General features: G+C 46.7%; 10 protein-coding genes. 7 read left to right on the forward strand and 3 right to left on the reverse strand.

Annotated elements, in window-relative coordinates:
• Positions 1-78 precede the first annotated feature (78 nt).
• Positions 79-795, forward strand: a complete 717-nt coding sequence (locus FJQ87_RS04060; protein WP_140930771.1) for a 1-acylglycerol-3-phosphate O-acyltransferase — start codon at positions 79-81, stop codon at positions 793-795.
• Positions 796-890: 95 nt separating this feature from the next.
• Positions 891-1304 carry a ribonuclease E inhibitor RraB gene (gene rraB, locus FJQ87_RS04065; protein WP_140930773.1) on the forward strand — a complete coding sequence of 138 codons (414 nt, stop codon included), beginning with the start codon at positions 891-893 and terminating at the stop codon, positions 1302-1304.
• A gap of 77 nt (positions 1305-1381) precedes the next feature.
• Here the strand turns inward: rraB and FJQ87_RS04070 are convergent, their stop codons facing one another.
• Positions 1382-2701 carry an IS4 family transposase gene (locus FJQ87_RS04070; protein WP_140930775.1) on the reverse strand — a complete coding sequence of 440 codons (1320 nt, stop codon included), beginning with the start codon at positions 2699-2701 and terminating at the stop codon, positions 1382-1384.
• 106 nt (positions 2702-2807) lie between these two features.
• Positions 2808-3605 (reverse strand): crotonase/enoyl-CoA hydratase family protein, encoded by a 798-nt coding sequence (locus tag FJQ87_RS04075; RefSeq protein ID WP_140930777.1) that lies wholly within the window; start codon positions 3603-3605, stop codon positions 2808-2810.
• Between the two features lie 239 nt (positions 3606-3844).
• On the opposite strand from FJQ87_RS04075, the gene FJQ87_RS04080 reads away from it, so the two are divergent.
• A complete protein-coding gene (locus FJQ87_RS04080) occupies positions 3845-4840 on the forward strand; it encodes a response regulator (protein ID WP_140930779.1) in 996 nt (331 codons plus the stop codon).
• Between the two features lie 10 nt (positions 4841-4850).
• Entirely contained in the window at positions 4851-5804 is a 954-nt protein-coding gene (locus FJQ87_RS04085) for a diguanylate cyclase (RefSeq protein ID WP_140930781.1), read from the forward strand.
• An 83-nt stretch (positions 5805-5887) separates the two neighbouring features.
• Here FJQ87_RS04085 and rapA read toward each other — a convergent pair whose 3' ends face one another.
• Entirely contained in the window at positions 5888-8785 is a 2898-nt protein-coding gene (gene rapA / locus FJQ87_RS04090; protein WP_140930783.1) for an RNA polymerase-associated protein RapA, read from the reverse strand.
• 313 nt (positions 8786-9098) lie between these two features.
• Between rapA and FJQ87_RS04095 the strand changes: the two genes are divergently transcribed.
• From FJQ87_RS04095 to FJQ87_RS04105, 3 genes are all read left to right on the forward strand, one after another.
• Positions 9099-10493: a PhoH family protein gene (locus tag FJQ87_RS04095; RefSeq protein WP_140930785.1), complete on the forward strand. Its 1395-nt coding sequence runs from the start codon at positions 9099-9101 to the stop codon at positions 10491-10493.
• A gap of 193 nt (positions 10494-10686) precedes the next feature.
• Complete coding sequence (locus FJQ87_RS04100; RefSeq protein ID WP_140930787.1) at positions 10687-14382, forward strand: response regulator; 3696 nt, start codon at positions 10687-10689, stop codon at positions 14380-14382.
• 305 nt (positions 14383-14687) lie between these two features.
• Positions 14688-17078: a zinc-dependent metalloprotease gene (locus FJQ87_RS04105; RefSeq protein ID WP_140930789.1), complete on the forward strand. Its 2391-nt coding sequence runs from the start codon at positions 14688-14690 to the stop codon at positions 17076-17078.
• The last annotated feature ends 79 nt before the right edge of the window (positions 17079-17157 follow it).

Consider the following 17157-nt stretch of genomic DNA (forward strand, 5'->3'; position numbering starts at 1 on the left):
TACACATGTATCTAAAAAAGATTGAGCGCCATTAGCCCTATGGCTATACTGGCGCCTCAATTTTTAGTGGAGCTTGTTGTGCTGTTAATCATCAGGTCGATTATGCTGGCAGTCATGTTATTGCTGGCATTCATTTTTGGCGGGCTTTATTGCGTAGTTAAGCCGCGTCATCGCGATAATGTACATATGTTCGCTAAGCTGTTTTCCTTTGCGGCGCCCGTGCTCGGTATTAAGGTCATAGTGCGTCAAGCGCCAGCACTTGCCGATCAGCCTTGTATCTATGTTGCTAACCATCAAAATAACTTTGATATGTTTACCCATACCGCAGTCGTGCCAACGGGCACTGTGAGTTTAGGGAAAAAGAGCATAGTGTGGATGCCGCTGTTTGGTCAGATTTACTGGTTATCTGGCAATATTCTTATTGATAGAAACAATCGCCAAAAGGCGTTTGATACCATGGCGCAAACCGTTGAACAGATAAAACAAAAAGGTTTGTCTGTGTGGATTTTCCCAGAAGGTACGCGTTCGCGTGGCCGCGGTATTTTACCCTTTAAAAGCGGCGCATTTCATACTGCCATTGCCGCCGGCGTGCCGATAGTGCCTGTTGTGGCCTCGTGCCAGAGCGACATTAGAATGAATCGCTGGAATAACGGGGTTGTGATTATTGAAGCGCTGGCGCCGGTTGAGACCAAAGATTTAGACAAGTCAGATGTCAAAGCGTTAGTGGCTGATGTGCATCAAGCCATGGCGGATAAATTTATTGAGCTGAGTGATGAAGCCAAGCGCATGAGCTAAGGCTGGCAATTGTTGGCTTAGCAGCTAAAGAGTTAGCCGATCTCATCTTGATTGAGTATATAATTGGCGGCAGATAATTCGGTAGGAGTAAACCCATGTCTATACAGCAAGAGTTGCAAGAGCAATTCGAAGAAAATCGTGAAATCGTCGAAGCGCTGCTGGCTGACGGTTCTGAAGTTGACGCTTTATATACCATTGAGCATCATTTTTGCTCGACTAATTTTGATAAATTAGAAAAAGCGGCTGTTGATGCTTTCAAACTGGGTTTTGAAGTAAATGATGCCGAAGAAATGGAATTGGAAGAAGGTGGCACCATTTTCTGTTTTGATGCCATAGCTAAGCATTTGTTGAGTGTTGATTTACTGGATCAAGCGTGTGAGCAACTGATGCAGTTAGCCGCTAAGCACAATGTTGAATATGACGGTTGGGGCACTTATTACATAGGTGATGACGCCGAAATAGACGAAGATGATCTGGATGACGAGCCTGCTGAAGCCCCTTGGAACTAAGCGGCTGCATTTGCGCTAGTTGATTGTTCTCGTTAGCAGTTCATAAAAAAACCGAGCCTAGGCTTAATGCCACTCGCTTAAGAGCGAGTGGCATTTTTACTTGGATATTTCACTGTTTTCTTTAGCACCACACGCGGGTAGCTGGGCCGCTTCCTCTTTGGGGGTAAAATCAACCTTTTGCCATTTTCCCTCAGTCGTTTTAAGTGCTGTGGGATCGCTCCCGGACTCCCTCTGTCACTCCAACCAAACTCATCCTGTATTAAAAACAGGGCATTAATGAAACTTATCCTCTGTGGCTCAACTTTATGCTGCACTGCCATTGCGGCCATCTCTAGCCGAACAATATTGTAGGTCGTTAAGATCCCCCATAATTCTTGATACACCCCATCCTTCTTCTTACTGCGCAGGACTGGTTTATTTTCCAGTTGATATTGCTTTAGCTCACTATAACCCCTCTCTATCTCCCATCGCTGCCAATACACCTTGAGTAAATCGTTCACTGGATAGATGTTGGGGCATAGGCAGGACGTGATAAACCCTTTGATATCACCTTTGGGTGACGGAATAAGAATAAGGCGGGCTTGCCAGCTCTCCCCCAGATAAGGCGCTTGCTGTTTAGCTTGGGGTGATACCGGCATCTCAACCAGATGGTCATACTCTGAGAATGACTCGATAATTTGATAGCGGGTCTTAGACTTTATCGGGGTTAACCAATGGGTGTTTGCACCGCTTTCTTGCCCGCTGATGAGCAATTCGGCAGACATAAACCCACGGTCAAACAACGTGAGCGAATTCTCGGGAGCTGAGCCAACCAATTGCTGTGCATAGTGAATTTCACTGTGGGTAACAGGCCCGAAAGCCGCATCAGAAAGTAAGTGGCTACGAGTAGACATTAAGGTGACCGCCAGCACAGAGGGAAAAGAAGCCGTGCTTTGTGCAAAGCCAAAGTGATGGTTTTCTTCAGTGTTATGCGTCTTAAAATACGTCCCATCAACACTGAGCAATTTCAATCCCGCTATCTCATCAAATTCGCACTGTGTTTCCCACTGTGCAGCGGTTGTTTTGAACAGATAACGCATGGGCTCTGAACCCAACTTTTCTTTGGCTTTGATGATACTACTGGTCGCCAGTGGCGGGAGCTCCCCCTTGGAGTCGGGAAATGCCAGTGAGAGCGTATCACAGACTTGCTGAATCGAGCGGTTACGCATCAAACCAATGCCTAGAACCAACCAAACAGCTTGCTCTGCAGGGAAACGGCGGGTTCGAAGCGAGGCCCTGCCAGTTTGTTGCACAGCCTCAGCCACCCAATCCATGGGAACATGTTTGGCGAATACATCAATATCTTGCGCTTGGAAAAATTCAGCGGTAACGAGTAGCTCTTTAGAAAATTCAGACATAAAAAAATCAGCTGCAACTTAGGTTGCGGCTGATTATGAAGCCATTGAAAGATCGTTCAACTACTTAAAACGATCGGCATTAAGCCTAGGCTCGGTTTTTTTATGCTTACCATTTTTGCCGCGCTTGATAGTCTTGCTGCGGCGTCTTGGTTTGTCTTTGGGTGGCAATGCGCTGATTTTTACCGAGTAGCAGTTTAATTTGATAACAGGTTTCCCGCGCTAATAGTGATGCGGTGGCTGCTAGCCAGTTGCGATGAATCGATAACTTAATGGCTGCTAGTGCATCAGGAGATCGCGCCGATAACTCTGCAATCAATGCTAACGCCGCGGCCATAGGATCAGCGCTTACTTGTGTCACTAAGCCAAGATTATGGGCACTGGTGGCATCGAGCACTTTTGCCGTCATGGTGAGCTCTAACGCCTTATCTTTGGGCATTAAGGTGCGCAGCATATGTAAGCCTGCCATATCGGGCAGCAAGCCCCATTTAGCTTCCATGATAGATAAGCGGCACTCGGGCGCTGCAATTCTAAAATCCGCGCCTAACGCAATCTGCATGCCGCCGCCAAGGCAATTGCCTTCTAACACAGCAATCACAGGTATAGGTAAACGCTGCCAACCGATAGAGACGCGCTGGGCTAAATTGGCTGCGCCTGGGCGCCATTTAAGCAGTAATCTTAAGGCTTGGCTTGGGCGCTTCATCACACTTGCGATATCAAGGCCTGCGCTAAAGTTATGATTAGCGCCATATAAAATGACTGCGGCTAGATCGCGACGTTTTCCTAATTGTTTGATTATTTTATCTAGGTCTAAAAACATCTCAAAGGTGAGCGCATTGAGCTTCTCTGGGCGATTTAAGCATACCAAAGCGACCTGATTTTCAATGGTAAGACTGACGAGTGACATTATGAGCATCCTTGCTAGCATCTGGGGTTTGGTCTAATCAATTGTGAATATTATTAACACGTTCAATCATGGTCAGTCCAGCTAACTCCTTGTTGTTTAATCACATCAAATATCACAATGGCATTTCAGCAACTACACTTGAGGCGAGAGTTATCCATAGGGCGATGCAGGCAAGCAGGTCCTACACAAGATTAAGCAGCGGATAATCATAAAGACATTGATAAGGACATATCGAGATCATGACTACACAAGTGCTTATTTGTGATGATTCAGCCATGGCGCGTAAACAAATGGCGAGAACATTACCTGCCGATTGGGATGTTGATATTACCTATGCCACCAACGGGGAAGAAGGATTAATAGCCATTTTAGCCGGCAAGGGGGAGGTGGTGTTTCTTGACCTTAATATGCCTGTGATGGACGGTTATGAAGTGCTTGAGCAAGTGCAGCGGCAAGATTTACCCGCCTTAATTATCGTGGTTTCTGGTGATATTCAAATTAAAGCCCATGAGCGGGTAAAGGCGCTAGGCGCCTTAGATTTTATTCAAAAGCCAGTCAATGTGGATAGTATCCGCAATATCTTAATGGAATATGGGGTTATCGCTGAAACTAACCATGTCAGCGAACTTGACTCCACCATGCTCAAAGTGGACTTGCGCGATGCTTGCCAAGAAATCGCCAACGTCGCCATGGGGCGCGCTGCTGATCTTCTCGCTAAGCTACTGGATGTATTCGTGTTAATGCCAATCCCTAACGTTAATGTGCTTGAGGTGAGTGAGCTTACTATGGCGCTCACTTCTGCCAAAGAAAACGAAAAAATCTCGGCGCTGTGCCAAGGATTTATCGGCGCTGGTATTCGCGGTGAAGCGTTACTGCTATTCCATGATGCCTGTTTTAACGAAATGGCCAAGTTAATGGGACTCAATTTCCCCGCATCAGCTGACATGGAAACCGAAGTCTTGATGGATACTGGCAACGTGTTAATTGGCGCCTTTTTAAATGGCGTCGCCGAGCAATTAGACATGCACTTTAGTCAGTCTCACCCACTTATTTTGGGGCGGCACTGCAGTTTTGATGAGCTTATTAGTGAAAACTCATCGCAGTGGCAGCGCACGCTTGCGATGGAAATTAATTATCAGATTGAAGACCATCAAGTGCAGTGCGATCTCTTGCTACTGTTTACTGAAGATTCAATTCCAACCCTGAGCTATAAACTCGGTTATTTGTTGGATTAAGGGGACGACTATGGCTGATTTGGATGCAATGAATGAGCTGCATTGGTTAATTGATATGGTGCAAACCATAGAAGTCGGGCTAGTAGTGCTAGATAGGGACTATAACATCCAGTTGTGGAATGGCTTTATGGAAAACCACAGCGGCATAGCGCCCAATGATATTAAAGGCGATAACTTGTTTAAGCGTTTTCCAGACTTACCTGCCTCTTGGTTAAAACAAAAAATGGAAACGGTTTTTACTTTAAAAAATCAGGCATTTATCAGTCACGAACAAAGACCTTATGTGTTTCAGTTTAATAACTATCACCCGATTACCGGCCAAAGCCGCTATATGTACCAGAACCTGAGCTTGCTGCCACTCACCTCGTTAACTGGCAAGGTCAGCCATATCAGCATCATAGTTTATGACGTGACTAATGCGGCGTTAACGCGGCGCAATCTCTTAAAAGCGCAAGAGACTATTACGCAGCTGCAAAAAGCCGATGAATTAACTGGGATAGCGAGTCGCCGCCAATGGCTGCAGAATTTAGACAGTGAATTTAAGCGCTGTCAGCGCTATCAAACAAGTGCCTGCATCCTTTTGTTTAATATTGATAACTTTGCCAAGATTAATAGTGATTTTGGTTATGATTGTGGCGATGTGATTTTAGCCTCTGTGGCTAAAAAGTTGAGCATGAGTATTCGAGAAACCGACAGCGTTGGCCGCTATGATGGCAATACCTTTGGGGTGATTTTACCTAATACCCCGCAAGATCAAGCCATAGTCTTTGGCCGGCGCTTCTTGCATAAGCTCGCGACTCATCCGTTTAAAATCGAAGGTAACGCCATTACCCTCACTTGTAGTGCTGCCGTGGTCGAGTTTGGGGTCAATTTTGATAGTGCTCGTTTTTGGTTGCAGCACTGTGAAACCTTGCTCGGGCAGGCGAAAGCGCAAGGTGGCAATCTGTGTTGTCATGGAGAATGAGTTCATTATTTTAGCCCCCAAACACAACAGCCCCGCATGCGGGGCTGTTAGTTTTAGTGCATCGAGTGCATTAGCGTCATAGATTAAGCGTGGCTGACCAACACTAAACGAATGGCATCAAGCTTAAGTGGGCAATCATTGAGATATTGCGCCAATTCAGTCATTTGCCCTTCGATATGCTGCAACTCTTCATCACGAATGTTGGGATTTACCGCTTTTAGGGTTTTAAGGCGGGCTAACTCGTGACCTAATTGCTCGGTCATTTGGGTGCGCGCACTCACTAACAACTCATCTAATTGCGTCTGTGCTACCACTTCAGCCTTAGCAAATAATGGGTGCAGTAAGGTTTGCGAAGCACTCACTAGCTTGCCACCGATATGACGGTTCACAGCGCTTAATTGGCGATCAAAACTATCGTAATCAACATTGGCGCTGAGGTTGTTACCGTTTTTATCCAGTAATACCCGAATCGGGGTTGGCGGTAAGTAGCGATACACTTGGCTTGCCTTAGGCGCACTTGCTTCAGCTAAATAAATCAGCTCAAGGAAGATGGTGCCTGCGGGTAAAGCCTTATTCTTTAATACCGCGACACTGGTGGAGCCAGTATCTGAGCCAGTAATTAAATCAAGGGCGGTTTGCACTAACGGATGCTCTTGAGTGATAAGCGCAATATCATCACGCGACAGCGCAGTTTCACGATCAAAAGTCACAGTAATGCCATCTTCTGGCAGACCTGGGTAAGTCGGGAACATCATGTGTTCGGTCGGCTTTAAGATAATGGTGTTTTCACCTTTATCTTCCTGATCTACGCCTATGATGTCCCATAAACGAATGACTGACGCAATTAAGTTAGTGTTGTTATCTAACTGACTTAAGCGCTTGATTAATGCATTGGCCTTGTCGCCGCCATGAGAGTTGATTTCAAGCAACTTGTCACGGCCTTGCTCCATAGCATGCTTTAAGCTCTGATAACGCTCCTGCGTGTCTTCTATGATGGTATCTATGCTGTCTTGATCGCAGGCGATTAAGGCATTTAATAAGGCTTCGCCAAATTCACCATAGAGTAAGTGACCGCTTGGGCAAGTCAGCTCAAATGCATTTAAGCCCGCTTGATACCAACGCATTAACTGCTCTTGAGCTGTGTCTTGCAAATAAGGCAGATGAATTTCAACATCATTTTGCTGGCCGATACGGTCAAGACGACCGATACGTTGCTCCAGTAAGTCAGGATTCAACGGTAAGTCGAATAACACTAAGTGGCTCGCAAACTGGAAGTTACGTCCTTCAGAGCCAATTTCAGAACAGATCAGTGCCTGCGCGCCGCCATCTTCTTGGGCAAAGAAAGCGCCCGCTTTATCGCGCTCGATAATCGACATGCCTTCATGGAATACGGTCGCTAAAATACCTTCGCGGGTACGCAGCGCTTCTTCCAGTGCTAAAGCAGTTTCAGCTTGGCTAGCAATGATGAGTACTTTCTTGCTGCGATGACTCTTTAAGAAATCGATTAACCAATCTACTCGAGGATCAAATTTCCACCACGAGGCATTGTTATCATCAAACGCTTGATAGAGTTTCTCTGGGCTTAATACTTGGGCGATTTTCTGGGCTTGGCTCTTGTAGCCGCCCATCATGGCATTCACGCGCGCGGCTGTGGCATATTGCTCAGGCATTTGCTGCGGATAAGCATGGAAAATACGAGTCGGGAAGCCTTTGACTGAGGCGCGGCTGTTGCGATACAAGACGCGGCCAGTACCATGACGGTCAAGCAGTTCTTGCAGCAAGGCATCGCGAGCAGCAACGCTGGCATCACTGTCAGCGTTAACCGCAGCTAACTGCGCGCTTACATCCGATCCCGCCAAAATGGTGGTTAAGGCCGTAATTTGCAGAGGACTTAATGGCTCGCTCGCCACTAAAGATGCCGCCGCATCGGCCACATCTTTATAGTTTTCTTCTTCTTGTAAGAAGGTGTCGTAGTCGTAGAAACGATCTGGGTCTAACAGGCGCAAACGCGCAAAATGACTCTGGTGACCTAACTGATCTGGGGTTGCCGTTAACAGCAATACGCCAGGGACCACTTCAGATAAGGCTTCAACGATACGATAAGCGCGGCTTGGCTCATCTTCAGACCATTCTAAGTGATGCGCTTCATCGACCACTAACAGATCCCAGTCGGCATCTAAGGCTTGGTCAAGACGACGCTTTTTACGCAGCAGTTCTAATGAACAAATGACTAACTGCTCGGTATAGAAAGGGTTGTCATTATCAGCATAAGCTTCTACGCATCTGTCTTCATCAAAAACAGAGAAACGTAAGTTGAAGCGGCGCAGCATTTCTACTAACCACTGATGACGCAAGGTATCTGGCACTAATACCAAAATACGCTCAGCGCGACCTGTCATTAATTGCTGGTGGATAATTAAGCCAGCTTCAATGGTTTTACCTAAACCTACTTCATCGGCTAACAATACGCGCGGCGCGTGACGGCGACCCACTTCATGGGCAATCCACATTTGGTGGGCGATTAAGCCAACGCGTGGGCCTTGCAGGCCGAGCATGTCTGAGCTTGATAGCTGATGACGCAGTAATTGGCTTTTATAGCGCATGCCAAAACGATCGAGTCTGTCGATTTGACCGGCAAATAATCTGTCTTGTGGCTTATTAAAGCGAATGTTGTGGTTAAGCAGAGTTTCTCTGAGAGTCGTTACTTCACCGTTATCGGTGCGCGGGCCAGTGTAGTACACCAGATTGTCGCGCTCTTCTAACTCAGTAACGCTAAGGCTCCAACCTTCGTGGCTTTCAATGGTATCACCCGGGTTGTAGATCACCCTAGTCAATGGCGCTTCGGTACGGGAAAACATGCGGTTTTCCGCGGTGGCAGGGAACATCACAGTCACCATGCGGGGCTCAACTTGTACCACAGTTCCTAAACCAAGTTCTGATTCAGTATCACTTATCCAGCGCTGACCTAAGGCAAACGGCATCTTTTACTCTCATCTGGGGCTAGTCACAAAGGGCGCGAATCTTACACCAATCGGGGGGACTTTAAAACCGCTGGCTTCAGCATAAGTCGCCAGTGATGAAATCTCAAATGCACGGCTGAATAAGCTTTTTCATCCTTGTCATACTTTAGTCACATTTACAGGCTGTGATAGCAGACAAGCTATTAATAATGGCTTTACAAAGCGATTGAGGTTTATCAACTTGGGTGTAGTATTAAAGATGAGGTGACATTTAATGGAGGGCAAGCTAGGTGAGATTCAGGACGGCATCTTAAATCAGCAAATTGGAGGCTCCATGGATACTGACAGCAAAAAGTTATTTGTACTGGATACTAACGTATTGTTACATGAACCTTTAGCCATCTACTCCTTTCAAGAGCATGATGTCATGGTTCCCATGACAGTTCTTGAGGAACTGGACAACATTAAAGATCGCAAGAGCGATGTTAGTCGTGATGCTCGCGTCGCCATTCGCGCGCTTGAGAGCATACTTGGTGGCTCTGTCACTCCAGAAGACATCATTAGCGGTGTGCCATTACCTTTACGTGAAGGCCATGAAGATGCTGTTGGCACCTTAGCGATTTTCCCCGACCATAAAATTGCCTACACCATAGGTGACTTGCCTGGGGATAATAACGATAACCGCATTATCAATACTGCGCTGCATCTACAGCGTCAGTTCCAACCTAGACAAGTCATATTAGTTACCAAAGACATCAACATGCGCCTCAAAGCTAAGGGCGCAGGCATGGAGCGGGTTGAAGACTATCGCACAGACCAGCTTATTGATGACATTCGCTTTCTATCGAAAGGCTTTCATCAGTTTGATGGTGGCTTTTGGCAGCGCCTTGATAAGGTGAGCACCGAAAGACACGGGCGTTACACTGAGCACTCAATCCCAACCTCGGCGTTAGCCACCGAAGGCTTATACACTAACCAATATTTAATTGATGAAGACTCAGACTTTTGTGGACGGGTTGTCTCCCCAGGGCCTGAAAATTTAATCGTGCGCGACCTTGGGCGTAATCGCTTACTAAACCAAGAAGCTTGGGGCATTAAGCCTAAAAACATTTATCAAGGCATGGCGCTCAATGCGCTGCTCGACCCTGATATTGACTTAGTGATTTTAACGGGGCCCGCGGGCTGCGGTAAAACCTTGCTGGCCATGGCAGCAGCGCTTGAAATGGTGGTGGAGCGTAACAAGTACGAAAAGGTGATAGTGACCCGTAATACCCCAGAATTGGCCGAATCTATTGGCTTCTTACCGGGAACGGAAGAAGAAAAGATGATGCCATGGCTTGCGGCCATTACCGACACCTTAGAAGTGCTGCATAAGAATGATGTTAACCCCAATGGCAGCATGAGTTACATCATGGAAAAGGCCAACATACAGTTTAAGTCGATTAACTTTATGCGCGGTCGCTCGATTCAAAACTCTATTGTGCTGTTAGATGAATGCCAAAACCTCACCGCATCACAAATCAAGACCATGATCACTCGCATGGGCGAGGGTACTAAATTAATTTGCTGCGGTAATTTATCGCAAATTGATTCTAACTATCTGACCGCCGTTACCTCAGGCTTAACTTACATGGTGGAGCGTTTTAAGAACTTTGATGGTAGTGCCAATATTTATCTTAATGGCGTAGTGCGTTCACGCTTGGCTGAATATGCTGAGGAGCATTTGTAGTCACTAGACAATTGACCAGATAATACTTAGCCCTAAGGTTAACGCTCAAGTTAGCCGCGATTAGTCAGTCACAATGCCGATTTTATCGGCATTGTTATTTTTATCTGGCCATTAACCATTTTATAGCCGTTGGTCTAGGTGGCGCTTCCTGATATTATTATTAACCACCGTAAGAGCCTGAGATAACGAGACAATGAAGTCAAACGAGCCAGAATATCAATTAAAATCGGCCATTCAAAAAAATTATAACTGGGCCGTATTTTACACTTATATGGGCGTTATTTTATTATCTTGTTTAGCGGCTTGGTCGGCGTTTGATGTTGAAAAAGAGGCGTTAGTGAGTCAGCGCCAAGAGCAAATTGAGCGCCACGTTACCCAAATCGACATGTTGCTTGAATCGAGTATTCGAGCCGTCACCAGTCTTAAAGATGCCGCCGAAGATAGCCTCGAATTAAGCCAAGACTCGCATTTCAATCAAGAGCCAAGCATCGAAAAGTTTACTAGGCAAGAAGGCTTTTTTACCTTATCCCCCAATTATGCCGCCAACGGTAAGCCGTTCCTTAATATGGGGCGAATTACTGGCACTGGCTCTTTAAAAGATAGGGATGCTGGTTTCTATAAAGAATTAGAAATGCTGTTTGAATTATCTTTATCATTCCCGGTGGCCAAAGAAGCTGTACCTAACGCCTCGGCGATTTATTACTTATCTAATCGCGAGTTAATGTCCTATTACCCTTGGCCTGAAAATGAGAAAGGCTTTCGGTTGGGACTCCTTAAGAAGAGTCAGTTTTTACTCGCGACCCCTGAGATGAATCCGCAGCGCAGTGTCTATTGGTCTGAGGCTTATACCGACCCTGCGGGCAAAGGGTTACTCACTACCTTAGGCATTCCTATTTATTTGGGGGATGAGTTCATTGGCGCCATTAATCTTGATATGACCTTATCAAGCTTAATTAAACAGATGCGCACTTATTTTAAAATGCCGGGCACAGTTATCTTGCTCGATCAGCAAAACAATATCTTGTCTCACAGCGACTTTAAGGTGAGCGATAACAATCGCGTTTATCACATTAGTCAGCGTATTCCATCGGCGCTGCACTCATTACCCGAAGCAGACTTGTTAAGTCCTGGCCGCGGCCAAGTGAAAAATGGCTATTATGTTCAGGCAATTAATCTGCAAAATGTGCCTTGGCGTCTGCTGTATTTACAAAATGAAGATGAGCTTTACGCTGAATCGTGGAAAAAACTGGAAAATACCTTCCTCATTGTGGTCATGGCTCTGTCTTTATTGGTCACTGTGGTGCATTGGCAGACACGGCGCTCGTTTGTAAACCCAGCCTCTAAGTTGTTGTCACATCTTGAGGGCTGCTCGATTTCACCGCGTAAACCGCCCCAAGAAATTAGCCCAGGGTGGGAGCCGTGGTTTCAGTTGGTGAGCCGGATTTTTGAGGAAAACTTGCAATATACCGCCCATCTATCTGAGCAAAACAAACGGCTAGATAACTTGGTGGCGCGGCGCACTGAACGCCTAAAAGAAACCACAGAAAGGCGAGAGCGCGAATATGCATTACTGCGCTCACTGCTCGATTCAATCCCAGAGGCGATTGTCTTTAAAGACAAAGAAGGTCAGTACTTAGGTTGCAATAAGGCCGCCGAACGTATGCTTGGCATTAGCGAAAGTGAAATGCTGGGCATGTCGCCAGAAGAAGTGTCATCACCTGAACATGGCGCGCGTATTCGCACAGAAGATATGCAGGTATTACGCGATCGTACTTCGCTGCGTTACCAAGAAAAAGCCGTGCTTGCGGGCAAACCTGTGCTGTTTGATACCTTAAAGCTGCCGTTTTATAACCGGCGCGGTGAACTGTTAGGCCTGATTGCCGTATGGCGTGATGTCACCCGTGAATACGAGTCAGCCGAACAGTTACGCTTGTCAGAAGAGCGTTATCACTTAGCCATGGACGCGGTAGAAGATGGCTTGTGGGATTGGTATTTAGACTCAGAGCAAATCATTTGTAACCCGTCTTATTATTCGATGCTGGGCTATCGCAATAATGAATTCCCTGCGTTAATCAGCACTATTGATGGCTTAATCCATAGAGATGATCGCCTGCGAGTCGTGCAATACCGCGAGCAGTATTTAGTTAATCCCGTCGGCGCCTTTGAGATTGAATTTAGAATGCGCGCTAAAAATGGTGATTATCACTGGATATTGGCTCGTGGCCGTATGGTGGAATTCACACCCGATAGACAACCTAAGCGTATGGTGGGTACTCATAAAGATATTACCCGTCAAAAGATTAACGAAGTTGCCTTGTTAGAAGCTAAGCAAGACGCTGAACTTGCCAACATGTATAAGAGTGAATTCTTGGCCAATATGAGCCATGAAATCCGCACCCCCATGAATGCCATTATTGGTATGTTGGAATTAGCCAATCGCACCGAACTGACGCTGCAGCAAGAAGATTACTTAGATAAGGCGAGTTTCTCGGCGCAATCCTTGCTGCGCATCATTAACGATATCTTGGACTTTTCTAAGATAGAGGCCGGTAAGTTGGAGCTTGAGCGCGTGCCATTCCCGCTCGATAAAGTGTTAGATCACGCGCTTGACCTTAATGGCTGGAAGGCGCAAGAAAAGGGCGTTGAATTACTGCTGTACGCGCCTGTGACCTCGGGCTTAGTGCTAAAAGGCGACCCATTACGCTTAGGCCAAGTGCTGATTAACTTATTATCTAACGCCGTTAAATTCACGCCTTATGGCGAGATTGAGCTGGGTTGTGAAGATGTCGGCGATAGAGATAGTCGCATTTCCTTAATGTTTTGGGTGCGCGATACCGGCATAGGTATCAGTCAAGAGCAGCAAGCTAAGCTGTTTGATGCTTTCTCCCAAGCCGATGGTTCCACCACGCGCAAATACGGCGGCACAGGCCTTGGGTTATCTATCAGTAAACATTTAGTGTCTATGATGGGCGGCACCCTGTCGGTTGAAAGTGAGCCTGGTAGCGGCAGTATTTTCTCATTCACTTTAAGTTTTGAAATTGCTGAAGAATTAAAGCCTGCCATTAAAGCGCCGCTGAAACCGCTGCAAAAGCTGCGCACCTTAGTGGTGGATGATAATCCGAGTGCCCTGCAGATGTATGCCACTGAAATGCGCGAATTGCACTTTGAAGTGTCAACGGCAGCCAGTGGCGCCGAAGCCTTATATAAGCTTGAGCATCATCCGGTGGATTTAATTCTACTGGACTGGGTCATGCCTGAAATGGATGGCCTGCAAGTCGTGAGTGCCATTGATGATATGGTCAGTGATGGCCGCTTATCGATTCGCCCTGTGATTATCATAATGACGGCGCACAACACTGAAGACTTCCCAGCTTTGCTTGATGATGAACGCGTCCATGCCGTGCTGCATAAGCCGTTAAAGGCCTCAAGCCTGTATGATGAAATCATCAGTGCGTTTGATACCCATCAAACGACTAAGGCTATCGATGCCAAGCCAAATAAAACGCCAGCACTGCCCGCCAAAGCCGCCCATGTCTTGTTAGTGGAAGATAATTTAATTAACCAGCAAGTGGCGAGTGAACTGTTAAAAAGCGCAGGTTACCTAGTGGATGTGGCGGATAATGGTGAAATCGCGTTAGCTATGATAACCCCAAATAAGTACGATGCTGTGCTTATGGATATTCAAATGCCGGTGATGGATGGTCTTACGGCCACCCAAGAATTACGTAAGATTTATTCAAGCCAAGAGCTGCCAATCATAGCCATGACAGCTCATGCCATGAGTGGTGATAAAGATAAGAGTTTGGCGGCAGGCATGAATGCTCATATCACTAAACCTATTGTCTTGAGTGAATTGTTTGAAACACTAGAATACTGGATAGCTAAGTAATCACTATTAGTGCGAGTGCTAAAGCAAGGTTAGCGTGGCTAACATCAGTTATGCATGGCTCATGCAAGGAATGCATGGGCCAATAAAAAGATGGCAATAATAAGCTGGGAATGAGTTGAGTATTTACTTTACCGCAGCTTATGATGTGTGCCTGCTCTAGGATAGGCTCGGCGTAAGCCCAGTGACTATTAACCGTCACTATAGTCAACCCATACCTAGTTAATATGCACACCAGAATTATAAAAAGATAATGCACTCATAGCGTTATTTGTAAGAGACTAAATTGCTAAGTCCAAGGAGTAGGGATGAACTTCAAAATAGCCCCAATATTAACGGCGCTGATGCTAGCAGCGCCTATGATGGCGCCAGTCTCAATCGCTTATGGTGAGGAGCAAACCAAGATATCAGGTTTTCTTAAGCTCGCTTACCAAGCCGATGGCCAATTATTATTACAACTCAATGAGCAGGCTATCGCCTTCAAGCAGCCATTTATCTTATTAACCGCACTGCCTCATGGCGTCGGCTCTAACGATATTGGTCTAGATAGAGGTCAATTAGGTTGGACGCGCTTAGTGCAGTTTGAACGCCACGGTAATTTTCTGCGCTTAGTGCAACTCAATAGCCGTTATCGCGCAGACAGCGATAATGGCGCAGAGCAGCGCGCAGTGAACGAAGCCTTTGCCCAATCGGTATTGTGGCAAGGCCGCATCAATAGAGGTCAGCCTTCGACTGTCGATATTAGCTCGTTAGTGCTGGCAGATTTGCATGGTGTCAGCGCCCGCCTTGCAAGCACTAATCAAGGCGAATATCAGCTAGACCCAGAGCGTTCGTTAATTTTACCTAAGAGCATTAAAGCCTTTGCCCGCAACGCGGATGTTGATGTGTCATTAACCTTTAGCGCCGAGGCATCTGGCGCTGAAGTTGCCAAAGTGGCGCCCGATGGTACAGCGCTCACGGTAAGAATGCGTTACTCCTTTATTCAGCTGCCAGAACCTGGTTATGAAGCGCGGCCATACACGCCTATGAGCGGCTATTTATCCGATAGCTACTTTGATTACGCCGCGCCTTTGTCTCAGCCGTTAGAGCAACACATATTGCTGCGCCATCGCTTGCAAAAGATTACCCCGGGTGCCGCGCCATCGCGCGTCGTCAAACCTATTGTGTATTATCTTGACCCCGGCGTGCCTGAACCTATGCGCACTGCATTATTGGAAGGTGCCGCTTGGTGGAAAACCGCCTTTACCAAGGCAGGCTTTATTGATGGCTTTGAAGTGAAGTTATTGCCAGAAGATGCTGACCCACAAGATGTGCGTTATAACGTCATTCAGTGGGTGCATAGAGCCTCTCGTGGCTGGTCTTATGGCGCGGCCATTACCGATCCGCGCAATGGCGAAATCATTAAAGGCCATGTGACCTTAGGCAGCCTTAGGGTGCGCCATGATCACTTAATTGCCCGCGGATTAACTTCTGGCTGGGAAGATAGACAAGCGGCCGCTGATGCCAGTATGGATTTATCGTTAGCGCGTTTAAAGCAGTTATCCGCCCATGAAATCGGCCACACGTTAGGGCTAGATCATAACTTTGCGGCGTCCACCAATGCCAATGCCTCAGTGATGGATTACCCCCATCCTATGGTGCGCATTAATAACGAACAAATAGATATAGGCCACGCCTATACCAATACGCTCGGCCGCTGGGATGATTACGCCATTGCCTATGGCTATGGAGATTTTGGCGACAATAGCGCTAAAGCCATGACTAAGCTGCAGCAGCAAGTGTTAGAGCACGGATTAAGGTACATAGGTGAAGCGGATTCGCGCACTGATAATGCCAGTCACGCCTACGCTAGCCTATGGGATAATGGCTCCAATGCCGCCTCTGAACTCACGCGCATGCAAAGTATCCGTAAACTGGCCTTAGCTCAGTTTAATCCTAATGCTTTATTGGCTGATGACCCCCAAGGTCAGTTATCCGATGCGCTAGTGCCTATTTACTTATTTAGCCGCTATCAAATTACCGCCGCTGCTAAATATTTAGGAGGCACAGATTATACCTACCAAGGTGATCAGCAAAGTTGGGATTACATAGCGCCCGAGCAGCAAAAACAAGCCCTCAGCGCCTTGCTGCAAACCATTACGCCAGACGCGCTCGCCCTTGAAGATGAGTTGCTGCAAAACTTAGTGCCTAAGATGGGTAACTATCAATCCAGCCGCGAGAGCTTTGGCTCTCATCTTGGGGTGATTACTGACCCCTTGTATATGGCCGAAGTATTAAGTCGCCATACCCTAGATGCCATATTGCAGCCTGAGCGCTTAAACCGTATCTATCAAGCATCCTTAACCGACCCAGAGCAATTAACTCTATCATCGCTGTTAAAGCAAGTGCAGCGAGTGACCTTAGATGATGAAGTGTTAGGTCGGCAGTTAAAGGCCATTAGCCAAAGGGTTAATGCTGTGATGCTTGATAGCTTACTTAATGCCTACCATAACGCTGCGACTAGCAGTGAAGTGCGGGCGATATTGCTGATGGAACTTAAGTTGATTGAAGATAAGTTAGAGCGCTTATCTAATCGCAGTAGCAGTGAATATGCGGCGCATTATCAGTGGTTATCCTTAGGGTTAGCGAAAGCAATTAACGACGCTAAGTTTAGGTTTATCCCAACCCCTGCGCAGTTGCCCCCGGGCTCGCCAATTTAACTGCAAACATCGCAATAAAATAAAGGAGCCTTGAGCTCCTTTATTGTTTGCGCAGTTGCGCTCTGCTAACGCTTAGCCA

Origin of the sequence: Shewanella sp. SNU WT4 (assembly GCF_006494715.1) — a bacterium.
Lineage (GTDB): Bacteria > Pseudomonadota > Gammaproteobacteria > Enterobacterales > Shewanellaceae > Shewanella.